Origin of the sequence: Arcobacter defluvii, from assembly GCF_013201725.1 — a bacterium.
GTDB classification, from domain to species: domain Bacteria; phylum Campylobacterota; class Campylobacteria; order Campylobacterales; family Arcobacteraceae; genus Aliarcobacter; species Aliarcobacter defluvii.
In genome coordinates, this window is the sequence record NZ_CP053835.1 from 2380978 (window position 1) to 2406679 (window position 25702).

Genomic DNA, 25702 nt, shown 5'->3' on the forward strand with positions numbered 1-25702 from the left:
TTAAATGTCATTTTCCATATCAATCCATTTAAGAGCGATTCTAACTGCATTCGTTGCAGCCCCTACTCTTACTTGGTCAGCTACGTTAAAATAATGAACAATATTTGAAGCATATACATCTTTTCTAATTCTTCCAACATAAGTTAAATCTGTATCTGTTGAAATAATTGGCATTGGATATTTTTTATTTGGTAAATCATCTATTACTTTTAAATTCTCAAAATTATCAAATACTTCTCTAACTTTTTCTAAATCAACTTCAATATTTTCATCAAATGTAACTGTAATTGATTCACTATGAGATCTTAAAACAGGAACTCTTACACAAGTTGCAGCAACTTGAATCTCTTTATGCATAATTTTTTGAGTTTCATTTACCATTTTCATTTCTTCTTTTGTAAATCCATTTTCTTTTGCAACATCAATTTGAGGAATTACATTTAAAGCTATTTGATAAGGGAAAGCTTTTATCTCTGTTTCATCTAATCTAAATGCAAAAAAGTCTTGCATTTGTTTTACAAGTTCTTCCATACCAGTTTTTCCAGCACCTGAAACAGCTTGATATGTTGAAACATCAACTCTTTTAATACCATATAAATCATCTAGCGGTTTTAAACTTTGAACCATTTGAATAGTTGAACAATTTGGATTTGCAATTATTCCCGTTTCTTTCCATAATTTAATATCTTCTGGATTAACTTCTGGAACTACTAATGGAACTTTTGGATCCATTCTAAAATGACTTGTATTATCAATTACAACGGCACCTGCTTCAACTGCATATTTAGCGAATTTTTCAGAGACTGAACCACCTGCACTAAAAAAAGCAATTTCAACATCATTTTCTTCAAATACAGTTTCAGTTAATTCTAAAACTGTAACTTCTTTATTCATATATTCAATTTTTGAACCAGCACTTCTTGCACTTGCCAATGGTATTAATTTATTTATTGGGAAATTATTTTCTTCTAAAACTCTAAATAACTCTTCACCAACTGCACCAGTTGCTCCAACAACTGCAACATTAAACTTTCTCATTTCTTATTCTTCCTCATCTTTTTCTAAATTATCATCATTTTTTTCTAAATCTAAAACATCTAATAAAGTTTGATTTTTTGCATTTGTAGAAATTTCAATATTCGTTTCTAAAATTTCTCCATCTTCGTTATATCTAATAACATTTCCATTTTCATCAAGTTCTATCTCTTCATCCTCTTTTGGACATTTAGCAATAGACACAACTTTATCATTTTTATCTACATTTACAATAATTACTCCAGCTGTATTTCTACCTGCTTTTCTAATTGATTGCATATCAACTCTAATCATTTTTCCAATTGAAGTTAATAACATTAAATCTTGTGAATCATCAACTAAAACTTCTCCAATAACATTTCCAGTCTTTGGTGATAATTTCATAGATATAACTCCAGAACCCGCTCTATTTGTAAGTCTATATTCACTTACTGTTGTTCTTTTCCCTATACCTTTTTCTGAAACAGTTAGTAACTCTTGTTCTTCATTACTTACAACATCAGCATCAACTACAAAATCTACATCATGTTTAAACTTAATACCTCTAACCCCTCTTGTACTTCTTCCTTGATCTCTCGTTTTTTCAATTTCAAATCTAATACATTGTCCCATACTTGTGAAAATCATTAAAAATTGCGTATCAACATCAGCAATTTTAGCAGTTACTATTTCATCTGCATCATCAAGAACAATTGCTCTTACGCCATTACTTCTGATATTTGAGAATTCACTTAAAGAAGTTCTTTTAATAATCCCATTTCTTGTGAAGAATACTAGAGATTTAGATTCATCAAAATCAGGTGTTGGAATAATTTCCATAATTTTTTCATCAGGTCTTAAATTGATTAAGTTAACGACTGCTTTACCTTTTGCCGTTCTACTTCCTTCAGGAATTTTATAAACTTTTAACCAATATAATTGTCCCATATTTGTAACAAACATTAAAGTATCATGAGTATTACTTACAAAGAATTTTTCAATAAAATCATCATCGTGTGTAGTAACTGCAACTTTACCTTTACCACCTCTTTTTTGTTTTTCATAAGATTTAATTGGAACTCTTTTTACATATCCATTATGTGTAATTGTTACAACCATAGGTTCATTTGGAATTAAATCTTCTATATCAATTTCATCATAAGAATCTTCAATTTCAGTTCTTCTATCATTTGCAAATTTTTCTTGAATTTCTGTTAATTCTTCTTTGATAATTTGATTTAATTTTTCTTCAGATTTTAAAATTGATTCTAGTTCTGCAATTAATATCATAAGTTCAGCATATTCAGCTTCTAATTTATCTCTTTGAAGACCTGTTAATCTTCCAAGTCTCATATCTAAAATAGCTTGAGATTGAATTGGGCTTAATCCAAATCTTGTCTCCAAGCTAGCTTTTGCTTCTGCATCATTTGAACTTGCTCTAATAATTCTTACAACTTCATCGATGTTATCAACAGCAATTTTTAAACCTTCTAAAATATGTGCTCTAGCTTTTGCTTTTTCTAAATCAAATATTGTTCTTCTAATAATTACAGTTTTTCTATGTGATAAGAAAATATTTAATAATTGAGGTAAATTAAATACTTTTGGTTCTTTATTGTAAACAGCTAAAAGAATAATTCCAAATGTAGTTTCCATTGGAGTTGATTTATATAAATTGTTTAAAACAATCTCACTCATTGCATCTTTTTTAAGCTCAATTACAACTCTAATACCTTCTCTATCAGATTCATCTCTAACTTCCGCAATTCCTTCAATTTGTTTATCTTTTGCAAGATTTGCAATAAGTTCAATTAGTCTTGCTTTATTCACTTGATAAGGTAATTCATCAAGAACTATAATCTCTTTTTTACCTCTTGTTTCAATGTGATGTTTAGCTCTAATTCTAACTCTTCCACGTCCTGTGTTATATGCATCAATAATTCCACGTCTTCCAAAAATTGTTCCACCAGTTGGGAAATCTGGACCTTGAATAAATTGCATTAATTCATCTGCTGTTGCATCTGGATTATCAATTGTATATAAAACAGCATTTAATAATTCATTAATATTATGTGGAGGAATTTTTGTAGCCATTCCAACTGCAATTCCTTCACTACCATTTAAAAGTAAAGTAGGAACACGAGTAGGAAGAACTGAAGGTTCTTTCATTGTATCATCATAATTTGGAACAAAATTTACAGTATCTTTGTCTAAATCTCTTAATACTTCTTCAGCTATTCTTGTCATTCTTGCTTCTGTATATCTCATTGCTGCTGCACTATCACCATCGATTGAACCGAAGTTTCCTTGTCCATCAACAAGTGGTGCTCTCATTGAGAAATTTTGTGCCATTCTAACTAAGGCATCATAAACAGAAGTATCTCCATGTGGATGGTATTTACCAATAACATCTCCAACAATTCTTGCTGATTTTTTATAAGCTGATTTTGAAGTAATACTTAAATCATGCATAGCATATAAGATTCTTCTATGAACAGGTTTTAAACCATCTTTTGCATCTGGCAATGCCCGACCAATAATAACACTCATAGAATAATCTAAATATGAGGCTTTAACTGAATCCTCAATATTTACATCTATAATATCTTGATTTTCGAAAAGGTTTTCCATAAAAAAAGGCCTTTGTAATATAAAATTGATTTATTTTATCTAAATTGCGCTTAGTACTTCTTGTAATAACTTTTTAGAAAATAAAAAAGGGGATAAAAGTCAAAACCTTCATCCCCTTTTTATTTTTTAAATTAAAAATTAATTTTCAGCTTTATATTTTACAATAGTTGCAAAAATTTCATCTTTTAATTTTAATTTTTCTTTTTTCTTAGATTCAATTTCAAATTGATCAGCATGAGACTCTTCAAGTTTAGAAACTAAATCATCTAACTCATTGTGTCTTTCAAAAAGTTTGTTAAAATGTGCATCTTTTTGTTTTAACTCTGTAATTACATCTCTGTATTCGTGAAACATACTTATATCCTATGTGTTTAAATTTGAATTCGCCGATTATACTAAAAAAGTACTTAATTTTTTGTAAAATTATTTAATATTAACTTCTATAATCTGCATTTATCTCAACATACTTATAACCTAAATCACAACCATATGCTGTAAACTTACCATCACCTAAACCAATATCACAAACTATTTTATATTTATCTTTTTTTAGAACATCTGCTGCTTTTGCTTCAGTTTGTGCATCAAAACAGATTTCACCTTTATTAAATACAACAACATCATTATAAGAAATTACTAATTTTTCATCGTCACAATCAATTCTTGATGCTCCAATAGTTGAAGCAATTCTTCCAAAATTTGGATCTTCTCCAAAAAGTGCAGTTTTTACTAGAAGTGAATTAGATAATGCTTTTGCTGCAATTTCGGCTTGTTCATTTGAAACAGCATTGATCACTTCAAATGCTGCAACTTTCTTAGCACCTTCACCATCAGCTACCATTAACATCGCCATATCATGCATTACAAGTCTTAATGATTCTTTAAATGCTTCTTTATCATAAGCATTTGATTTTCCATTTGCTAAAACCATTACTGTGTCATTAGTTGAAGTATCACCATCAACAGAAATTGCATTAAATGTAGTTTTACTATTTACAATTAATGCCTCTTTTATATCTTCAAAAGGAGCAGCAGCATCTGTACAAATAAAACAAAGCATAGTTGCAAGATTTGGATTTATCATTCCAGCACCTTTTGCAACAGCACCTATTTTAAATGAAGTTCCATTTTCTAGTTTTACTTCATACATACAAGTTTTTGGGTATGCATCTGTTGTCATAATTGCACGTGAAAGGTTTTCACCATTTTTAGCCATTAAGTCAAATTTTTTCGCACCTGCAACTAATTTTTCAATTGGTAATGGATTTCCTATAACACCTGTACTGCTCATTACTGGATTTATTAAATCAAAATCAAGTTGAGAAAACAAAGTATTAATTGATTCAATACCTTTTCTTCCAGTTAATGCATTTGCATTTTTTGAGTTAATTAATACAAAATTCGTTTTAAAATTTTCACCATATTGTAAAAAATGTTTTAAAGGTGCTGCTTGAAATCTATTTTCTGTAAAAATTGCTGCAACAGTACAAGCTTCTTTTGTATAAATAAATCCTAAATCGTTGTTTCCATTTGGTTTAAGACCTGCATGAATCCCATCACAATAAAATCCATCAATTTGATCGATATAACCTTTTATTGGCAAAATAGTAAACATTTTATATATCCTCTGGTTGTTTTGTTAAATTTATAATTTTTTTAGCTCTTGCTATACCTTTTTGAGAACCAACAAGCAATAATCTGCAATTTGCAATAATTGAAGTTGTACCTTTTGGCATTTGGATAAATTTATCATTTCCTTCTGTAATACCAATTACTGAAACTTTTAATCTATCTCTTAAACGTAAATCTTTTAATTCTCTATTTACTACCCAAGAATTTTCTCTAACAAATACTTCTTCCATATCAATTGGAGTATCTTTTTTATATAAAAACTCATCAAGAACATTTTCCATATCAGGTCTTATAGCCATGGCACTTACTCTTTTTGCCATCAAAGATGGCGTTGCAACCACTTTATCTGCTCCAAGTTTTTTTAACCTTATTTTTTCATTTTGAGTTTCTGCATTCGAAATAATCAAAAAAGGAGCTCTTCCTAATTCTTTTTCATAAAGTCTAACAGAAGCAATTAATGTAATATTATCTGAAATATTTTTAGATAAGGAAATAGCTCCTTTTGCAGAACTTAAATGTGATTTCAAAAAAGCTATCTCTTTATAAGGTTCTTCTTTCACAAAATAAGGATAGTTATTCTCTTTTGCTATTTGCTCAATATCTTCACTTGGATCAACAACAACGAAGGGAACATGATTTTCTCTAAATTGTCTAGCTAATTGTGCTGTATATTCATTATGATAACATATTACAAAATGACGTCTTAATCTTGCTATTTTATAAAGCATTTTTCTTTCCTTTAATAATTCTAGTAAAGAACCATTTGCTATAACATCAATTACAATCCCCACTGAAAATGTAAGAATTAAAAACCCAGCAATCATCAATGTGACAGTAAAAACAATACCTTGATTACTGAAATTTGCTTCATTTAATGCACCAAAACCAGTAGTTGTAAAAGTATATGCTGATTGAAAAATTGCATGCATAATCGAATAATCTTCAATATATACATAACCTAATGTTCCTATCATCATAATAAGCTGAATAAGGATTAAAGGTAATCTAAAAGGTTTTAGTTGAGAGTAAATTAATGGATTTAAATCGTATTGAGGTTTGACTGTTCTAATTTCCCAGCCAATAGCCTTCTTTATCTTAGTAAAGATGCTCATGAAAGCACTTTTCTAGCGCCTTCTTATGAGTGTTTTTTAAGAGTTCTTAACTCTTTTGCAGAAATTTTTAATTTAGTTGTTGTTCCATCTTCTAATGTAACTCTAACTGTTCTAATATTTGGTAAAAATCTTCTTCTAGTTCTGTTTTTTGCATGACTTACGTTGTTACCAACCATTGGTCCTTTTCCAGAAATTGCACATTTTCTTGACATTTGTCTTCCTTACATAGTGAAAAATATTGGCGTATTGTATCTTAATTTTCTTAAGTTAAATTTAAACATTTTCTAAGATATAGTTTATTTTTTTTAGATTTTCCTTTAAATCAAACTCTAAAGCTAATTTTTTATTCTCTTTTTTTATCTTTTTTAACTCATTTTTATCTAATAAAACAGCATCGATTTTAAATGCAATACTTGGATCAGTCGGTGAATCCATTGAAGCAAAAACATCTACAACTTCTTTTGCATCATTTTCAATACTTAAAAAAACTACACATTTACAAAACATTGCTTTTATTACATTTGAAGAAAAAGATTTATTATAAGTTGGTAATAAAAATATATCTGAAGCTAAAAATAAATCATCAATATTTGAATAATTTTCCAATAAAATAATCTTATCTTGTAAATTTTGATATTTAGGAAGCTGAAATTGTAAAGCACTAATTTGCTTTTGCTCACCTGCAATAATTATCTTAAAATCAGGATAAGTTATAGAAGAACAAATATCCAAAAACTCCTTTATACCTGAAGTTTTAAAATTTTTTGCAGTAAATAAAATCAATTTTGTTTTTACATCTATTTTTAACTCTTCACAAATCTTAGCTTTTACATCTTTTGGTTTTTTATATTCAATATTTATTGAAGGATAAATTACTTTTATTTTTTCATGAGAAACTTTTGTTTTTGCAATAATTTGATTCATTGAAGCAAAACAATTTGTTATGGTAATTTTTGAATTTTTAATATTTTCAATTGATTTTTCATCTAAATTACCTGAATGAAAATATACATCTGCATATTTTTTTTTATTGAATAATGAAATTAAAAAATTTCCTTCTTTTAAAATTTCAATATTTTCTTGCTTTTTTAATTCTTCAATTAATAAATTTGATGATTTGTATGAAATTGTTGTTTTGTTCATAAATTACTTTCTATAATAATATTGTATTGATTTTCTTATTATAGTTAAAAGTGCTTTATGATAATATTTAAAAAATAATTGAAAAGGATTTTTTATTCAAACAAAAAAGAAAATTATTTATCTTGATAGAGATGGTGTAATAAATCATGATTATGGTTACGTAAGAGAGATTGATAAATTTCATTTTATTGATGGTGTTTTTGATGCTTGTAAACATTTTATAAATCTAGGTTATGAAATAATTATAATCACTAATCAATCTGGAATTGGCCGTGGCTATTATACAAAAGATGATTTTTTTAAACTTACACAATGGATGGTTGAAGAATTTAAAAAACATGGAATAGACATTCTAAATGTATACTTTTGTCCACATTCACCTGAAGAAAATTGTGATTGTAGAAAACCTAAAATTGGTATGATTCTTCAATCGCAAAAAGATTTTGAAATTGACTTAATAAATTCTTGGTTAATTGGTGACAAAATAACTGATATTGAAACAGCAGTTAACGCAAATATTTCTAATAATATATTAATCTCTCAAAAAAAAGACTATCCAGAACTTTTAAATATTGCAAATAATTTATTAGATACAATAAATATAATAAAAAAATAAGGCTTTTAATGAAATATAATGATATAAATTTTAATAAAAAAACTGTATTAATCACTGGTGGAGCTGGATTTATTGGCTCAAACCTTGCTTTTTATTTCCAAAATAATTATCCAAATTGTAAAGTAGTTGTACTTGATTGTTTCAGAAGTGGAGAAACTTTTTCAAATGGAAATCTAAAAAGTTTTGGGCACTTTAAAAATCTTTTAGGTTTCAATGGAATTGTAATTAGTGGCGATATAAATGATAAAAAATTATTAAAAGAATTAGAGATAAACTATAAATTTGATTATATTTTTCACCAAGCTGCCATTTCAGATACAACAGTAAGTGAACAAGATTTGATGATAAAAACAAATGTTAATGCTTATGAAAACTTATTAAAAATTGCTATCAAACATAAAGCAAATATGATTTATGCAAGTAGTGCTGCAACTTATGGAGATAGTAATAGATTTGAAGTTGGACATGAGTCACCAAATAATGTATATGGTTTTAGTAAAGTAATGATGGATAATATAACTTTTGAATATCTAAAAAAAGATTTAAATATTTCAATTGTAGGATTAAAATATTTTAATGTTTATGGTTCAAGAGAATTTTTCAAAAATAAAACCGCTTCAATGGTGCTTCAATTTGGACATCAAATATTAAAAGGCTTAACTCCAAAACTTTTTGAAGGAAGTGATAAAATATTAAGAGATTTCATTTATATTGAAGATATTATCCAAGCAAATATTCTTGCAACAAATCCAAAAAGATCTGGTGTTTATAACATAGGAACTGGAAAAGCTAGAAGCTTTGAAGATATTGTAAATATCTTACAAAAAGAATTAGAAATTGACAATGGGAAAGAATATATTCCTAATCCTTATGTAGGTTCTTATCAATTTTTTACAGAAGCTAATATTGAATCTACAAAAGAATTTTTAGGTTATAATCCAAGATTTGAAATGGAAGAAGGAATTAAAGTTTATATTCCAGAAATAAAAAGATTATTTCAAGAAGAAGTTAAATGATAAAATTAGATAAAAATCCAAATATCTTAGTAATTGGTGATTTAATGATAGATCACTATTTATGGGGAAGCTGTGATAGAATTTCTCCTGAAGCACCTGTACAAGTTGTAAATGTAAAAAAAGAGAGTGCTGTATTAGGTGGTGCTGGAAATGTATTAAATAATCTTGTTACTCTTGGAACAAATGTAGATGTAATAAGTGTTATTGGTAATGACAGTGTTGCAAATGAACTAAAAAATTTATTAAATAAAATAGAAATATCAACATCAAATTTAATTATAGAACAAGATAGAAAAACATCTAAAAAAAGTAGACTTATTGCATCTCAACAACAAGTTTTAAGATATGACATGGAAAGTATTGATGATATTAAAGAAGAAAGTTTAAATAAAATTTTAAATGCATTAAAATCAACTATAAAAAAATATAACTCAATAATTTTATCTGATTATGGGAAAGGTGTATTAACAACTGAACTAACTCGACAAATTATCAAAATTGCAAATGAGAATTTAGTAAAAGTTTTAGTTGATCCAAAAGGTAAAGATTATTCTAAATATAAAGGAGCTTTTACATTAACTCCTAATAAAAAAGAAGCTATTGAAGCTACAAATATAAATATAAAAGATGAAGATTCATTAGTTAAAGCATTAAAAAATTTAAAAGAAAAATGTGATTTAGAAGTTTCACTAATTACTTTAAGTGAAAATGGAATAGCTATATTTGATAATGAATTAACAATTAAACCAACATTTGCAAGAGAAGTATATGATGTTACTGGAGCTGGAGATACAGTTATTGCATCTATTGCTTTTGCATTAGGAAATGATTTAAATATAAAAGATTCAATATATTTTGCAAATTTAGCAGCAGGAGTTGTTGTTGGAAAAATTGGAAGTGCAACTGCAACATTAGATGAAATATATGAATATGAATCTAGCTTACACAAATCAAATTCAACATCTCACATAAAAACTTTTGATGAGATAACTAAACTTTCTAAAAAATTTCATGAAATGGGTAAAAAAATTGTTTTTACAAATGGATGTTTTGACATTTTACATGCAGGTCATGCAAAATATTTAGAAGTTGCAAAAAGTTTCGGTGATATTTTAATAGTTGGTGTAAATGCAGATAGTTCTGTAAAAAAATTAAAAGGACCAACTAGACCTATAAATAATCAAGATGACAGAGCTTATATTTTAGCTTCATTAGAATCAGTTGATTATGTTGTAATTTTTGAAGAAGAAACACCTTATGAGCTTATAGAATTAATAAAACCTCATACTTTGGTAAAAGGTGGCGATTATGAAGGAAAAGATATTGTAGGACAAGATATTGCAAATGAATTGAAACTTGTACAATTTGTTGAAGGAAAAAGTACAACTAATACGATAAAAAGGATACAAAATAATGAAGCAATCAATTAAAAATGAATTTATATCTCATTTAGAGACTATAAATCTTGTAATTGAAACTATGCAAGAAAAATTAGAAGAGGCATCAAAACTTGCAGTTGAAACTTTAAAAAATGGAAATAAAATATTACTTTGTGGAAATGGTGGAAGTGCTGCCGATGCACAACATATTGCTGCTGAATTAACTGGACGATATAAAACTGAAAGAAGAGGACTTCCAGGAATTGCACTTACAACAGATACAAGTGCTCTTACAGCTATTGGAAATGACTATGGATATGATAGAGTTTTTGATAGACAAGTTGAAGCATTGGCTAATCATGGTGATTTAATTATTGGGATTAGTACAAGTGGAAATAGTAAAAATGTATTAAATGCATTTAAAGTTGCAAAAGAAAAAGGTTGCAAAACTTTAGGATTTAGTGGAAGAGATGGGGGAGAAATGAATAAATTATCTGATATTAATTTGGTTGTTCCATCAAATAATACACCTAGAATTCAAGAAATGCATATACTTTTTGGACATACAATCTGTCAAATTATTGATAAAGAGTTAAATTAATGACTACATTATTTACTATATTAAATATTTTAAAATTATCTTTTTTTAAGAAAATGAAGTTTTTCTCTCGAGCTGTTTTTTTTACAAAAGAATTTGAATCACTTTTTAAAACTTTAAATCAAGATAAATTAAAAAGTATAATAAAATTAAATCCAAATATTTTTTTAAAACCATTTAGAGCATATATGTTCTGTAATATTAAAATTTCTGAAAAATTTAAATTTCTAGAATCTCATTATTCTTTTTTGAATAAATATTTTTCAGAAAAAGCAATAAATAAAATTTATAAAAATTTAAATAATACATTATTAGAAGCTATCATTGACGAAAACTATAAAATAGATGTAAATCTTTGCTATATTGGCAGTTTAGGTAAAGAAGGTGAATTGACTTTACTTTTAAAATTGAATGAGGAAGAAATATACTCAATCCAATTTTCTTTCTATGAAAATTCACTTATTATTTGTGGCGTTCAAGGAAGAAACACAACAAATACAGAAGAATTAAAAGAATTAACAAAAAAAATGCATGGAGTAAGACCAAGAAATTTAATGTTTTTTATTTTAAGACAAATTTGTGAAGTATTAAATATTCGAAATATTGAAGCTATTGGTTCAAGAAATCATGTTGCAAATTGTAGTAAAGTAAGAAATACTAATAAATTTCTAGCAAATTATGATGAGTATTGGGAAGAAGAAAAAGCAAATAAAGAAGGAGATTTTTATATTCTCTCGTTAATTGAACAAAGAAAAAATATGGAAGAAATTCCTTCCAAGAAAAGATCTATGTATAAAAAAAGGTTTGAAATGTTAGATAATATGAAAAAAAATGTTAAAAAAAATTTATTAAATCTAATTTCACTATAACTTTTGGTACAGCCATTTTAATTATATCTTTATCATTTTTTTATAAATATTTTTTTGTCTAAAAAGAGACCTTTTAAAAATCTGTGTCAAGTAAAGTTAGACTTCTAAAAATTCACCTAATTTACCCTCATAATTGAGAGTTAGATTCCAGTTTCTAACTGGCATTGCCATTTTGCACTTACATTCTTTATCCCCAATAAAGTAATTTTGAAAATGAATTCTCATTTGAAAATACTCCTTTAGTCTTCGTTAATTTTCTAAATTGTCTATGTATTGATTCAACTATAGTTGTTGTATAAATTACTTTTTTAATCTCTGGATAATATTTAAAATTCTCATTTATTTTACCAAGATTGTAAAACTATTGAATATTTCTTACCTCATTTTTCATCAAGTAAAAGTAATGCATCTTCAGCAGCATCTTTAGTTGTTGCTGGATAAAGAGGTTTCAAGTCATTCATAAACTAACTCTTTATGATTTTTTGAAGTCACATTATTCATCAGATTAAAAATTTAATGAATAATGTATAGCTGTAGTTTTGTATTTGGGAATATTGTTTTTATAACTTTTGGAAAGCTTCTTAATCCATCAATAAAAGCTGTTAAAATATTTTGTAATCCTAGATTGTTTAAATCACTTAAAATACTAAACCTAAATTTGGACCTTCACTTTCCTGAAAGATATAATCTAATTATCTCTTTTTAACATCAAGTTTTAATCCAAGAACTGTATAAATTGTTGTTTAATTTTTTTTTACAAATTATGGTTCAAATGTTCATACTCTATCACGAGAAGTGTTTAATAAAAAATGCCATCTATAAATTTTATTGTTTTAGATCTTTTACCATTTCTTCTATTCTTATTTCCAAATAAAACATTTTGTGTAATATGAGATTCAACTTCTGATTCTAAAGCATTTCAACTAATTATTTAACTAAAGGAGCAAGAATACCATCTTAAGCACTTATTTTTTACTAGATATTAGTTGTTATACAGATATTCATTAAAGTCAAATGTCTTTGTTCGTATTTCTTCAATCATTTGTAGCAATCCTTATATTTATTTTATCAGATTGACACAGTAAGACTCTCCTAAAAAATGTATATTTAGACTTATATGATATACTTTGGATAGTAAATATGAAATTTATCTCCTTCCTTTCCAATCAATAATGTTTCTAAAAGTGACTTTTGTAGCTTTATTTTCTATGATAATTTGTTTATTCTGAAATTTCTTGACAAATACACATTTGTAATTGTACATCTACAAGTACAAATTTATTAGAATTTATTTTAATACTATTGATTAGATTCATAAAATTCATTTCATATGATAAAAATTATTTTTGAGAATTTAATTTTTCTATTAAGATTCTCTATAAAAATATTTAATAAAAAAATGATATAAAATCTCACTTTAAATATTAAATGATTTTAAATTTCTATCTTTTTTTTAACTAAATATTATTATTTTATTTATATAAATTAAAAAATCTTTTTTCTGATATTATATCTATTTTACAATCAAGATAAATTTTTCTTAAATAATTTATTACTAGAAAATTAATAACTAATATTACTATTTATATATTTTATCATTTTAACTGCTCTAATATTTTATTAACACGATTTTTGTAGGTATGTTCCCTCAAAATATGTTCTTTCCCATTATTAATTATATTATTCATCATAAACTTATCTTTTTTCATTCTTAATATTAATTCATTTAATTCTTCAATATTATGATACACTAAAATATTTTTACCTATTTCAAAATTAATTTCAATATCTTTTACATAATCTTGTAATAAACAACCTCCTGCTGCAATTGCTTCAAAAGTTCTCATATTTAATCCATTTACTACATTATGTTCATGTTTTATATTTAAAATAAATTGTGATGAATTATATTCTTCTGCAACCTGCTTTATATCTATATTCTTGTCAATATATTTTATATTATTCTTTAATAAATTTTTCTGCCATTTAGCACCAATAAGTTTTAATTTAATAGAATTTATTTGTCTCAAAAATTCTAATCTTTCTTTTGTATAGGAAGCAATAAAAAGTAAAAACTCTTCTCTTCTTTTATTTTTATCAAAAAAAATATTTTCATTAACAGCTAAAGGTAAATAACTTCCAGAGGGAAAACCAAAAATTTTTCCTTCATCTAAAAAAAAAGAATCTGTATAAAAAAGATGATCAAATTTATTAGCTATATTTTTATGTAAACTTGAAAATCTATCTCCAATCCATCCACATTTTACAATATTTGAGAAATTATCAAAACATTCAAAAATTTTTTCATTAAACATAAAAGGACTTATTACTATAACCAACTCTGGTTTAAACTTTTTTATTTCAATATCAATTATTTTTGAAATATTTTCATACATTAAATCTTTAGAAATTACTTTAAAAATATTTCTCTTTAAATTTTCTAAAAAACCTAATTCATTTAAAAATAAGATTTTATTTTCTATGTTATTTTGAGAGTAAGCTTTAGCTAAATTTTCAGCCCATTGAAGCATATTCTTTTTACCAATAATTAATGTCTTCAAATTTTATCTAACTTTCTATACTATAATACTTTTTTAAATACCAATCAATAGTTTTAACTATTCCACTATCAAAATTTTCATCTGCTTTCCAGCCTAGTTCATTCTCTAGTTTACTCGCATCTATTGCATATCTTTTATCATGTCCTGCTCTATCTTCTACAAATGTTATTAAATCTTTATATGAAGTTATTTTTGGAACTCTTTTATCAAGTATTTCACATATTGTATTAACTATTTCTAGATTTGTTCTTTCATTTCTTCCACCAATATTATAAGTATTTGCTTTTTTACCATTATGGTAAACTAAATCTATACCTTTACAATGGTCTAATACATACAACCAATCTCTTATATTTTTCCCATCACCATAGATTGGAATAGGATTTCCTTTTAGTGCATTTCTTATAATTGTAGGAATTAATTTTTCATCATGTTGTTTAGGTCCATAATTATTTGAGCAATTTGTAATTACAGTATTCATTCCATATGTTTCATTATATGCTCTTACTATCATATCACTACTTGCTTTTGATGCTGAGTAAGGTGAATTTGGAGCATAAGGTGTTGATTCAGTGAACATATCTTCTAGCTTTAGAGAAAGTGTTCCATACACTTCATCAGTTGAAATATGATGAAATCGTGAATTGTTATATTTCTCTTTATAAGTAAATGGTTTATCCATCCAATATTTATAAGCTACATCAATTAGAGTAAAAGTTCCATTTACATTTGTTTGTACAAACACTCCTGGATTTTTAATAGAGTTATCTACATGAGATTCTGCTGCAAAGTGAATTACACCTTGAACATCATATTCAGCAAATATAAATTCAACTAATTCTTTATTACAGATATCACCTTTAATAAATTTATAATTAAGGTTATTTTCACTCTCTTTTAGGTTTTCCAAATTCCCTGCGTATGTTAGTAAATCTAAATTTACTAAGTTATACTGTGTGTATTTTTCTAAAAAATATGGTACAAAATTACTACCTATAAATCCTGCACATCCTGTTACTAATATTGTTTTATTTTTATTATTAAACATATCTCTTCCTTTATTTCCTATCACCTAATCTTTTTAGACAATCATCTAATCCATCTTTCCAATAAGGAATTTCTATATTAAAAGCGTTTTTTATTTTTACTTTATTTAGTAAAGAATAATGTGGTCTTTTTGCTGATGTTGGATATTGGTAAGTTTCTATTGGATTAATTTTACAATTTAATTTTGCCATCTCCATTATCTCTTTAGCAAAATCATACCAAGATAAAACTCCTTCATTTGAGTAGTTATATATTTCTACTTTCTCATTATTAATCACTGGAATTATATCTAAAATTATTTTAGCTAAATCTTTCGCATATGTTGGAGTTCCAATCTGATCAAAAATTACACCTAAACTCTCTTTTTCTTTCCCTAATCTCAACATTGTTTTTACGAAGTTATTTCCATAGTAGCTATAAACCCATGAAGTTCTAATAATTATAGAATTTAATGGATTTATATCTCTCATTTCATTTTCACCATTAAGTTTTGATTTACCATAAACTGATTGAGGATTTGTTTGAAATTCTTCACAATATGGTTTAAAAATTTTACCATTAAACACATAATCTGTTGAAATATGAATTAATTTTATATTTAACTCTTTAGCTACAATAGATAGTTTTTTTACAGCTTTTCTATTTATTAAATCTGCATTTATTTCATCAGATTCTGCTTTATCTACTGCTGTATATGCTGCACAATTGATTATTACATTTATATTATTTATTTGGCAAAAGTCTTTCATACTATCTTTAGAAGTAATATCGATATTAGTTCTATCTGTAAAGAAAAAGTTATAAGAGTATAAAGTAGATAACTCTTTTATTTCACTTCCTAATTGTCCATTTGAACCAGTTACTAAAATATTCATTACTAAAAAAATCCTTAATTAAAATTTATTTTATATTCTATCAATTGATTTCTAAAAGTAGATTCTATATTATCTTTATTTTGTGTATTTAAAAGAAAATTATTTTTATTTATTTGTTCAAGAATCCAATAATTAATGTCTTGAGAATAATGAGTAATATCTTTATAATTATTCAAGTTATGTGTTATTTCTTTTGTTATTTGAAAATCAAATAATTCTACATTTGACAAAGGGAGGAACTTATCATAAATATATTCTTTAAATTTTAATATCGTATTTAAACTCTCTTTTTCTTCCCAATCTTTATATGTTAATATCGAGTAAGGAGGAAAAAAAATAATGAATTTTATATTTTTATTCTCGAGAATTAATTTGTATAAATTCAAATCAAAATTATTCCTTAATTGTATTAAATTCCAAAAACTCTGTGCATGATTAAATTTTATATCACGTTCATTCCAATTATTAATAACATTTTCTAATCTAAAATTTTTTTGATATTTATTTTGCCATTCAAACATATGATTATAGTTATCTTCTACTTTACTTTTGTCATTATTTTTTGAAAACAATACATAAAAAGACCTTTTTAATGTATCCAAACTTAATAAATATTTGTAATCATTAAAAATATTATTATCATATAAGTAATAGGGCAATTTATTACTTTGTCTATCATTAAGGAATGAATATATATCTAAACCAAATAATACTGTTTCAATTTTATGTGTATTAAAAGAAATATCTAAAAGTTCTTTAAATTCAAATGCTTTTCCACCTGCAATTGACAATTTTATTGGATTATTCAATATATATTTAGTTTTTTCTAAAGAAAAATTTTCAGTCATTGACGTTCCAATTATAATTGAATTATATTCATAATTTTTTGCTAATCCTGGATTTAAATATTTTTGATTCCCAGAATAATCAAAAGTATAAATTGAAGCTTTTCGATAATGTTGAAAGGGATCAATAATATAATTAAAAAAAACTATTAAACTAAAAAAAACAATAATATTTAAAATTAAGTATTTTAACCATTTTTTAGAATTCATTTAAATCCTTAAAAATTAAAATATAAAAATTCTGATATCTTATTTAAAGATAAAAGACTAATAAATAAACTAATAAAAGTTAAAAATAATGTTTTATAATTAAATTCTAACACATTAATTTTCTCTATAGAATTTTTATAAAATAAAATAAAAAATATTCCAATTAAAATCCAAGCTAAACTTTTATTTCCATCTCCAATATGTATTGTAACCTTATCAAAAGTTATTCCATATTGATTTAAAAATCCAAATATGGGAGCATACTTCTCAGGAAAAACTACACTATTAAAACCAAACATTCCTTTTAAAACTTTAATTGCATCATCCCATTCCTTAGCCCTAAAAAATACCCACGCTATATTTACAAAATTAAATGTTATTAACCAAGCTAGGATTTTATTCATTTTAAAACCTAGGTTTGACCAAATTCTATGAATTATTAGTGCTATTCCATGCAAAAATCCCCAAAATACAAATGTCCAACCAGCTCCATGCCAAAGTCCACCTATTACAAATGTTGCAAGAAGATTTGAGTATGTTCTAAAACTTGATATTTTATTTCCACCAAGAGGAATATAAATATAATCTCTTAAAAATCTTGAAAGTGTTATATGCCATCTTCTCCAAAAATCTTGTATATTTAAAGCTTTATAGGGAGAGTTAAAGTTAATAGGAAGTTTTATATTAAACATTAATGCTATTCCTATTGCCATATCTGTATAACCTGAAAAGTCAAAATATAATTGAAAAGTATAAGATAAACTTGTTGCCCATGCTTCAAAAAGACTTAAAGTTGTTGCTGTATCAAATCCAGCTGTTGCCCAAACTGCAAAGGTATCAGCAATTACAACTTTTTTAAACAATCCAATTGAAAATATAAAAAGACCTAAAGCAATATTTTTATAATTTTTTACCATATTCCAAGAAGATGCAAATTGAGGCATCATCTCTTTATGATGAACAATAGGACCTGCTATTAATTGAGGGAAAAAAGTTACAAACAGTGCATAATTTAAAAAGTCATACTCTTTTGTTTCACCTCTATAACTATCAACCAAATAAGCTATTTGTTGAAATGTAAAAAATGAAATTGCTAAAGGTAAAACTAAATGTAAAAGATTTACATTTGAAGAAGTTACTAAATTAAAATTTTCAATAAAAAAATCTGCATATTTATAATATGCTAATAAAGCAACATTACAAATAATTCCAAAAATCAAAACGGTTTTTTTTGCAAAAGATTTATTTATTCTATTTTTATTATCTTGTATATTGTTTGATAAACTATTTCCAATTAAATAATTGAATAACATAGAAATAAGAATTAAAGGTAAATAAGTAATATTCCACCAAGAATAAAAAAACAAACTTGCAAATACTAAAAAACCTTTAGAAGCTTGAGTTAATCTTTTACTATTTAAATAAAAATAGATAAAAAATGTTATTGGTAGAAATGCAAATATAAATTCATAGCTGTTAAATAACATTAAATTTCTTTTTTTCTCTCATAATAATTTACTCCAAATTCAAATAAATCATTTGTTTCATTTAATTTTGGTTGTTTTATATCTTTTCCTGATAGATTCAACTCTTTTTTATTTAAAATCCAATCTATATTTAAATCTCTATCATCAAAGGCTATACCTCTATCACATTCAGGACTATAATAGTTATCTACTTTATAAGCAAATATTGTATCATCTTCAAGCACTACGAATCCATGTGCAAATCCTCTTGGAACTAGCATCTGTTTTTTATTTTCAGCACTTAATTCAACAGCTACATATTTTCCAAATGTTGGACTTCCTTTTCTAATATCAACTGCAACATCAAGCACACGTCCTTGAATAACTCTTACTAATTTTGTTTGTGCATATGGAGAAAGTTGATAATGAAGTCCTCTTAAAACTCCTTTTGAAGATTTTGATTCATTATCTTGACAGAAGTTGATTTTATATCCAAGAAATTCTTCTAATTTATCTGCTCTAAATGTTTCTACAAAGTATCCTCTATCATCGCCATGAACTTTTGGTTCAATTATTACTATATCTTTTATATCTGTTCTTACAAATTGCATATTATTTCACTCTTCTTGGTTGATTTGCTCTATTTATCAAATATTGTCCATATTGATTTTTCTTTAATGGTTCAGCTAATTCTATAAGTTTCTCTTTTGAAATATATCCCATCTCATAAGCTATTTCTTCTAAACAAGCTACTTTTAGACTTTGTCTATTTTCTATTGTTTGAATAAACGAACTAGCTTCTAACAAGCTTTCATGTGTTCCTGTATCAAGCCAAGCATACCCTCTTCCCATTAATTCTACTTTTAATCTATTTTCATTAAGGTAATCTTGGTTTAAAGTTGTGATTTCCAATTCACCTCGATCACTTGGTTTTACTTCTTTCGCTTTTTTTACTACATCATTTGGATAAAAGTATAATCCTACAACTGCATAATTTGATTTTGGGTTATTTGGTTTTTCTTCTATAGATATTACATCACCATTATCATTAAATTCTGCCACTCCATATCGTTCTGGATCTTTTACATAATATCCAAACACTGTTGCTTTATTCTCTTCTTTTATATTTTTTATACTTTGGGCTAAAAGATTTGTTAATCCATGACCATAAAAAATATTATCTCCCAAAACTAAACAAGCATCATCCCCTGCCAAAAACTCTTCACCTAAGATAAATGCTTGTGCTAATCCATCAGGACTTGGCTGAATAACATATGAAAATTTCATCCCTAAATCATTCCCATCACCAAGTAAATTTATAAAACTTTCTTGATCTTGGGGTGTTGTTATAATTAAAACTTCTTTTATTCCTGCTAACATCAAAACTGAAAGTGGATAATATATCATTGGTTTATCATATATGGGAGTTAATTGTTTACTTACTCCTTTTGTAATTGGATACAATCTTGTTCCACTCCCTCCTGCTAATATTATACCTTTCATTTAACACTCTCCTTTAAATTAATTCTATCACTATAGATATAAAACATTAAAATTGTAAAAAAAGATAAAAATATTTTACCTGTAAAAATATCTTGATCAAAAAAACTAACAACTATCATATAAATTAAAATAGAAAAAGCTTTTATATTTTTGTATAAATTAACTTCTTTTAATACAAGAAATAAAAAATAGCAATAACAAAAAAAACCAATTATTCCTAAATATAATAATATTTCTAGAACACTATTATGAATGTTTGAATAAGGCTGTAAGCCTATTTTAGACCAATTATCAAGTCCCCAACCCAAAATAGGTTTTTCTTTAATTAAATCAAAAGTATAAACCCAAATTTTATCTCTATTTGATGAATTACCATTAAATAATAATTCTATTCTATTATGTAATGAATCAATAAAAATAAAAGAAAATGAAATCAATAAAAATAAGATAAATAAATAAATAAAGTCTTTTAAATAAATCCTTCTTAAATCACTAAATATATATATAAATAAAGCTAAAAATATTCCAAACCAAACTGCTCTTGAGTAAGAGAACAATGTACAAAATATAAATAATACCCCTAATACAACTATAAGATAATTAATCCTTTTTTCTACTCTCCTAAATAATATACATATTATTACTCCCAAACCAACAATTAACCCAAAAATATTCCTATTAAAAGTTGCACCTGTTAATCCTAATTTTAAATTTCCAACATTATTTTTAAAAAGATCATAACCTATAATACTTTGATATATACCATCAAAAGATTGTATAGTAAGTGAAACTAAGAAAAAAACAAATAACATTCTTTTGGAGAAGAATCCTTTTGAATAAAAAAATAAGAGAATTATAAATATAAAAATATATCTATAGATATAATTAAATAAAACTTTCCAGGAGAGTATATTTGTATCATTAATTATATTTGAAATAGCCATAGAAATAATAATAAATAAACTTGCATATAATATATCTTTATATTTTAATAGTAAATCATTAAAATATACAAATTCCTTAAACTTCAATATATAAATTAGAAAAAATAATATTAATACTAATGTAGCACCTTGATAAAATGAATTTTTAAATGGAATAGAAATAATCCAAGTGACAAAAATAAAATTAAATACACTTTCCCAACTAATAAATAGTCTACTAAACATTAAATAATTCCTCTATTTTTTCTAAAACTTTTTTTACTTTAATACTTTCCATACACTCCATATGTGTAGGACATTTTGTCTTATAACAAGGATGACATTTTATGTCTTCAGTTGGTTTTAGGAATTCATGTTTTCCTGAATAAGGCATAAATTTAACACAATGTTTTATATCAGTTGAACCAAAAATAGTAATTGTATGTGTACCAACACCTGCTGCGATATGAGAAGGTCCACTATCATTTCCAATATACAAATCAACTTCAGATAATAAATTTTTAAGTTCTGTTAAATTCGTTTTATTTACAAAAGAAGTTACTTCATTATTATTAAAATTTCTTAATATAAATTCCGAATCTTCAATTTCTAAATTACTACCTACAAGTATTATTTGATAATTATCTTTAATTAATATTTTGATTAAATCTAAATATTTATTTATTCCCCATCTTTTACTAAGCCATCTTTCACTTGTTCCAGTTGAAATAGCAATATATTTTTTATCTAATTTCTCTTTAAAAAATTTCTCTTTACCTAATGGCAATTTAATAACTTCATCATTAATTTTAAAATATTCTTCAATTTTTTCTTGTGAGATATAATTTGTAGCTTCTATAATCTCTTGTATTGTTTTTGATTTAGCCTTTATTCCAACTAATTTATGAAAAAATGTATGAGATTTATTTACATATACTTTTTTCTTTAAAAATAAACTAATATAATGAGATGGCTTGTTACATTGTAAATTAATTATTAAATCAAATTCTTGTTTCTTAAATTTTTCAATACTTGAAAAAATACTTTTATGTAATATATATTCATCAAAATAGTCACTATCTTGAAATAAACCTTTACCTACATTTGTCGTTAGAAATGAGATATTTGCATCTTTAAAAAAATATCTTATAGCTCGAAAAGTTGGTTCTAAAGTAACTAAATCACCTAATGATGAAAATCTTATAACTAAAATATTCATTTTATTTTACCATCAATCTTTTTTAAAAAATCAATAAATCTCATTTGTGTTTCTTGATAAATTTGAATAAATCTATTATAACCATTTTGAGAAAATTCTTCTATTTTATTTTTATCATTAATTAAATCTATTAATGTTTTACTTAAAGAAATAGGATTGTTTTGACAAGTTAGTAAATCTTTTTTAGAATAGAATTCCCATAAAACATCTGATTCCATTGTAACAGTACATTTTTTGCAAGCTGTTGCTTGATAAACTTTATTAGGAATTACACTTTTTGCTTTTTGACTATTTCCAAAAACTCCTAAAACAATATCAGAACTTCTAATTAAATCTGCTAATTGTTCTTCTTTTATAAGTTCTCCATTCATTGCTACATTTTGAAGATTTAATTCATCAAATAAATTTTTCATTTGATTATACATTTGTCCTCTACCTATAACATTTGCTTCAAACTCTATACCTTCTTTTTCCATAATACTAAAAGCGTTTAAAATAATATCTATTCCATGTAAAGGGATAAAAGAACCATAAAAAAGTATCTTTACTTTATTATTTATTATCTCTTTTTCTCTAGGATAATAAATACTTGTATCAGCTAAGACTGGTAAAACTAAATGTTTTCCTTTGAATTTACCAAATAATTCTTCCCAATACTTAAAATGAGCCATTGTGTCACTAAGTAAATATTTAGAAAATCTAAAATTAAACCAATCTTGAAAATATTTCCACCAAGCTCTTGGATTTTTATTCGTTATTTTTTTTCTATCATAAACATATGTATCATAATTAGAAATAAAAAAATCATTAACTATTCTATCTTTTTTTAAAAAATATTTAAAAAACTGATTTTTTGAAAATGGTAATAAAATGTAAATATCATTTTTAAAATCTAAATTCTCTGTCATTTTTTTAATTATATTAAATCTTGAATAATCTTTGTTATGTCTAAATAAATATTTTATCATTTGTACCACTCATAATTTTTTAATTCCTTATTATTTTCATCCAATAAATTTAAAATATAGTTTGTAACTCTTTTTGAACTAAATAATTGATGAACTTGAGTTCTTAACCATCTTGATTTTTCTAACCTTTCTTTTTCATTATGAATAAAGTAATGAATTTTATTTATCAATTCTTCATTCGTTTCATAATATTCTAATTTATCTTCAAAAAAATCTTCACCATTAATTATTTTAGTAGATAAAGGAAAAGAACCATTCCCCATAATATGCATAAGCCTATCAGAAGTGTACCATTCATATTTAAGTGTAAAATCTCTATTATGATTAATACAAATTTTTGAATTAGCAATTGTTGAAAGATAATTTTCTCCAATAACAACTGATTCTTTATTATGTCCAATATATTTTATATTAATTTTTGTATTTGTATTAATATAATCAATTAATTTGCCTCTTTCATTATCATATCTACCAGAAAACAATAAATCATACGAAAATGAATTATTTTCAAATCCTCTATATTTTTCAATATTTTCATTAACTAAATTTGGTAAAAAATAAGTATTTTGATTATACTCTTTAATCTTATCTATAAATTCACCACCAGCTGTAGTTAATATAAAATCAAAATAACTAGCAATTTCCTCAAAATATTTTTGTAAAGGAATATCATTATACCAATAAATCATTCTTATTTTTTTATTTTTTATATATTCAAAGGTTTCTTTAAAAATAAGCTCTGCATGACCAAAAACTATTAAATCAGGTGCAATATCATCAATTAAAGATTTAAAAAAATCATTCATCTTCTTCTGCCCATTTTTTTTATTTTTAAAAATAGACAGATATCTTGATGAATCCCTATAATCAAAGTTATGAACAAAATGACCATTTTCAACAAAACCCATAGAAATTTTTACAGGGTTTGAATATAAACTTCCACCAATTTTTGTAAATAAATTAAATGGAGCACAATGAATAATTCTCATAAATTTAAACCTTTATAAACATTTATAGTTTTTTCTAACATCTTTTCCAAAGAAAAATTAGAAGCTATATAATTATATCCATCAAAACTTAGATTTCTCGATTTTAAGATATTACTAGCTAACTCTTTATCATTTCCAACTTCAAAGAAAAAGCCATTAACATTATCTATAATTATATCTTTTACTCCACCATGATTTGTAGCAACTACAGGAGTATTTAGAGCTATTGCTTCAGCAACTGCTCGTCCAAAACTTTCAGGTTTTTTTGATGAACTAACAACTACATCACTTAAAGCATAAATTTCTGCTATTTTACTTTGGCTTCCAGTAAAAATGATATTATCTTGCAAATTCAACTCTTTTATTAAAATTTTCAAAGAGTTTAAATAATCTTCTTTATCACTTCTTGTTCCACCAACAATCAAAGCTTTTAATTGAGGAATTTCTTTTTTTACTAAATTTATTGCTTTGATAAAAGTTTCATAATCTTTTAATTGAGTTACTCTTCCAACACTTGAGATTATAAATTTATCTTTTAAATCATATTCTTCTTTAAATTCATTTATAAAATCTTCATCTAAGTTGGAAGGATTAAAAAGTTCTAAGTCAATCCCTCTTGGAATTACAGTTATTTTAGATTGTGGTGTTTGATAATTTTTTTGAATATACTCTTTTATACTATTACTTACACATATAACAGCATCTGCTTTTTGCATAATTGAACTATAAAAACCTACACTATTAAAACCATGAACAGTGCTAACAACTTTTATATTTAATCTTTTATTTGCAAAATAAACAAGCCAAGCAGGAACACGACTACGTACATGAATAATATCAGGTTTTAGTTCTTTTAAAATTTTTTTTAAACTATTTATTCTTGAAATTGTAGTAAAAATATTTTTACTACAAACATCAAACTTTATAAAAGTTCCTCCATCAAGATTTATTTGATTTTCAAGTTTACCACCCAAACTAATAACAAAAGATTCTATTCCTTTTTTAACAAATTCGCGGTTTAGTTCAACAACACCTCGTTCAACTCCACCTTCATTTAATTCAGGTAAAACTTGCACTATTTTCATA

The 25702-nt window shown here is 25.1% G+C and carries 26 protein-coding genes; 5 read left to right on the forward strand and 21 right to left on the reverse strand.

What is annotated here, in order from left to right; genetic code table 11:
• The 7 genes from ADFLV_RS11900 to ADFLV_RS11930 form a co-directional block, all read right to left on the reverse strand.
• A complete protein-coding gene (locus ADFLV_RS11900) occupies positions 1–1038 on the reverse strand; it encodes an aspartate-semialdehyde dehydrogenase (RefSeq protein WP_129011822.1) in 1038 nt (345 codons plus the stop codon).
• A gap of 3 nt (positions 1039–1041) precedes the next feature.
• Positions 1042–3645 (reverse strand): DNA gyrase subunit A, encoded by a 2604-nt coding sequence (gene gyrA / locus ADFLV_RS11905; protein WP_014474989.1) that lies wholly within the window; start codon positions 3643–3645, stop codon positions 1042–1044.
• A gap of 138 nt (positions 3646–3783) precedes the next feature.
• Entirely contained in the window at positions 3784–3999 is a 216-nt protein-coding gene (locus ADFLV_RS11910; RefSeq protein WP_014474990.1) for an HP1242/YdcH family protein, read from the reverse strand.
• 79 nt (positions 4000–4078) lie between these two features.
• Positions 4079–5260 carry a bifunctional glutamate N-acetyltransferase/amino-acid acetyltransferase ArgJ gene (gene argJ, locus ADFLV_RS11915; protein WP_129011821.1) on the reverse strand — a complete coding sequence of 394 codons (1182 nt, stop codon included), beginning with the start codon at positions 5258–5260 and terminating at the stop codon, positions 4079–4081.
• Between the two features lies 1 nt (position 5261).
• Positions 5262–6389 (reverse strand): potassium channel family protein, encoded by a 1128-nt coding sequence (locus tag ADFLV_RS11920; RefSeq protein WP_014474992.1) that lies wholly within the window; start codon positions 6387–6389, stop codon positions 5262–5264.
• A gap of 23 nt (positions 6390–6412) precedes the next feature.
• Positions 6413–6601, reverse strand: a complete 189-nt coding sequence (gene rpmB, locus ADFLV_RS11925) for a 50S ribosomal protein L28 (RefSeq protein ID WP_014474993.1) — start codon at positions 6599–6601, stop codon at positions 6413–6415.
• 61 nt (positions 6602–6662) lie between these two features.
• The gene (locus ADFLV_RS11930; RefSeq protein ID WP_129011820.1) at positions 6663–7532 is read right to left on the reverse strand and encodes a glycosyltransferase; all 870 of its coding nucleotides are present in this window, start codon (positions 7530–7532) and stop codon (positions 6663–6665) included.
• A 115-nt stretch (positions 7533–7647) separates the two neighbouring features.
• Between ADFLV_RS11930 and gmhB the strand changes: the two genes are divergently transcribed.
• Genes gmhB through ADFLV_RS11955 form a run of 5 tightly spaced genes read left to right on the forward strand, consistent with a single transcriptional unit; the run spans position 7648 to position 12010 of the window.
• Entirely contained in the window at positions 7648–8148 is a 501-nt protein-coding gene (gene gmhB, locus ADFLV_RS11935; protein WP_129011819.1) for a D-glycero-beta-D-manno-heptose 1,7-bisphosphate 7-phosphatase, read from the forward strand.
• An 8-nt stretch (positions 8149–8156) separates the two neighbouring features.
• Positions 8157–9164: an ADP-glyceromanno-heptose 6-epimerase gene (rfaD, locus tag ADFLV_RS11940; RefSeq protein ID WP_129011818.1), complete on the forward strand. Its 1008-nt coding sequence runs from the start codon at positions 8157–8159 to the stop codon at positions 9162–9164.
• Positions 9161–10594, forward strand: a complete 1434-nt coding sequence (rfaE1, locus tag ADFLV_RS11945) for a D-glycero-beta-D-manno-heptose-7-phosphate kinase (protein ID WP_129011817.1) — start codon at positions 9161–9163, stop codon at positions 10592–10594. The genes rfaD and rfaE1 overlap by 4 nt, the downstream gene beginning before the upstream one ends.
• Positions 10578–11144 carry a D-sedoheptulose 7-phosphate isomerase gene (gene gmhA / locus ADFLV_RS11950; RefSeq protein ID WP_129011816.1) on the forward strand — a complete coding sequence of 189 codons (567 nt, stop codon included), beginning with the start codon at positions 10578–10580 and terminating at the stop codon, positions 11142–11144. Before rfaE1 ends, gmhA begins: the two co-directional genes overlap by 17 nt.
• Positions 11144–12010: a VirK/YbjX family protein gene (locus ADFLV_RS11955; protein WP_129011815.1), complete on the forward strand. Its 867-nt coding sequence runs from the start codon at positions 11144–11146 to the stop codon at positions 12008–12010. The genes gmhA and ADFLV_RS11955 overlap by 1 nt, the downstream gene beginning before the upstream one ends.
• A 187-nt stretch (positions 12011–12197) precedes the next feature.
• Here ADFLV_RS11955 and ADFLV_RS15305 read toward each other — a convergent pair whose 3' ends face one another.
• From ADFLV_RS15305 to ADFLV_RS12020, 14 genes are all read right to left on the reverse strand, one after another.
• Positions 12198–12353 carry a transposase gene (locus ADFLV_RS15305; RefSeq protein ID WP_412486630.1) on the reverse strand — a complete coding sequence of 52 codons (156 nt, stop codon included), beginning with the start codon at positions 12351–12353 and terminating at the stop codon, positions 12198–12200.
• A 170-nt stretch (positions 12354–12523) separates the two neighbouring features.
• On the reverse strand, positions 12524–12655 hold the full coding sequence (locus tag ADFLV_RS15310) for a transposase (RefSeq protein ID WP_412486629.1): 132 nt from the start codon (positions 12653–12655) through the stop codon (positions 12524–12526).
• A 950-nt stretch (positions 12656–13605) separates the two neighbouring features.
• Positions 13606–14571, reverse strand: coding sequence for a CgeB family protein (locus tag ADFLV_RS11965; RefSeq protein ID WP_129011814.1), 966 nt, complete (start codon positions 14569–14571; stop codon positions 13606–13608).
• A gap of 7 nt (positions 14572–14578) precedes the next feature.
• The gene (gene rfbB / locus ADFLV_RS11970) at positions 14579–15619 is read right to left on the reverse strand and encodes a dTDP-glucose 4,6-dehydratase (protein WP_129011813.1); all 1041 of its coding nucleotides are present in this window, start codon (positions 15617–15619) and stop codon (positions 14579–14581) included.
• Between the two features lie 10 nt (positions 15620–15629).
• Complete coding sequence (rfbD, locus tag ADFLV_RS11975; RefSeq protein WP_129011812.1) at positions 15630–16493, reverse strand: dTDP-4-dehydrorhamnose reductase; 864 nt, start codon at positions 16491–16493, stop codon at positions 15630–15632.
• Between the two features lie 14 nt (positions 16494–16507).
• Positions 16508–17548 (reverse strand): hypothetical protein, encoded by a 1041-nt coding sequence (locus ADFLV_RS11980; RefSeq protein WP_129011811.1) that lies wholly within the window; start codon positions 17546–17548, stop codon positions 16508–16510.
• 8 nt (positions 17549–17556) lie between these two features.
• Positions 17557–19035, reverse strand: a complete 1479-nt coding sequence (locus tag ADFLV_RS11985; protein ID WP_129011810.1) for an MBOAT family O-acyltransferase — start codon at positions 19033–19035, stop codon at positions 17557–17559.
• Positions 19035–19625, reverse strand: coding sequence for a dTDP-4-dehydrorhamnose 3,5-epimerase (gene rfbC / locus ADFLV_RS11990; protein ID WP_129011809.1), 591 nt, complete (start codon positions 19623–19625; stop codon positions 19035–19037). The genes ADFLV_RS11985 and rfbC overlap by 1 nt, the downstream gene beginning before the upstream one ends.
• 1 nt (position 19626) lies before the next feature.
• The gene (rfbA, locus tag ADFLV_RS11995) at positions 19627–20517 is read right to left on the reverse strand and encodes a glucose-1-phosphate thymidylyltransferase RfbA (RefSeq protein WP_129011808.1); all 891 of its coding nucleotides are present in this window, start codon (positions 20515–20517) and stop codon (positions 19627–19629) included.
• Positions 20514–21329 (reverse strand): O-antigen ligase family protein, encoded by an 816-nt coding sequence (locus ADFLV_RS12000; protein WP_164968533.1) that lies wholly within the window; start codon positions 21327–21329, stop codon positions 20514–20516. Before ADFLV_RS12000 ends, rfbA begins: the two co-directional genes overlap by 4 nt.
• A gap of 349 nt (positions 21330–21678) precedes the next feature.
• Positions 21679–22659, reverse strand: a complete 981-nt coding sequence (locus ADFLV_RS12005; protein ID WP_129011806.1) for a glycosyltransferase family 9 protein — start codon at positions 22657–22659, stop codon at positions 21679–21681.
• Complete coding sequence (locus ADFLV_RS12010) at positions 22656–23627, reverse strand: glycosyltransferase (RefSeq protein WP_129011805.1); 972 nt, start codon at positions 23625–23627, stop codon at positions 22656–22658. The genes ADFLV_RS12005 and ADFLV_RS12010 overlap by 4 nt, the downstream gene beginning before the upstream one ends.
• Positions 23624–24616, reverse strand: coding sequence for a glycosyltransferase family protein (locus tag ADFLV_RS12015; RefSeq protein WP_129011804.1), 993 nt, complete (start codon positions 24614–24616; stop codon positions 23624–23626). The genes ADFLV_RS12010 and ADFLV_RS12015 overlap by 4 nt, the downstream gene beginning before the upstream one ends.
• Positions 24613–25701 carry a glycosyltransferase family 4 protein gene (locus ADFLV_RS12020; protein WP_129011803.1) on the reverse strand — a complete coding sequence of 363 codons (1089 nt, stop codon included), beginning with the start codon at positions 25699–25701 and terminating at the stop codon, positions 24613–24615. The genes ADFLV_RS12015 and ADFLV_RS12020 overlap by 4 nt, the downstream gene beginning before the upstream one ends.
• Position 25702 lies beyond the last annotated feature (1 nt).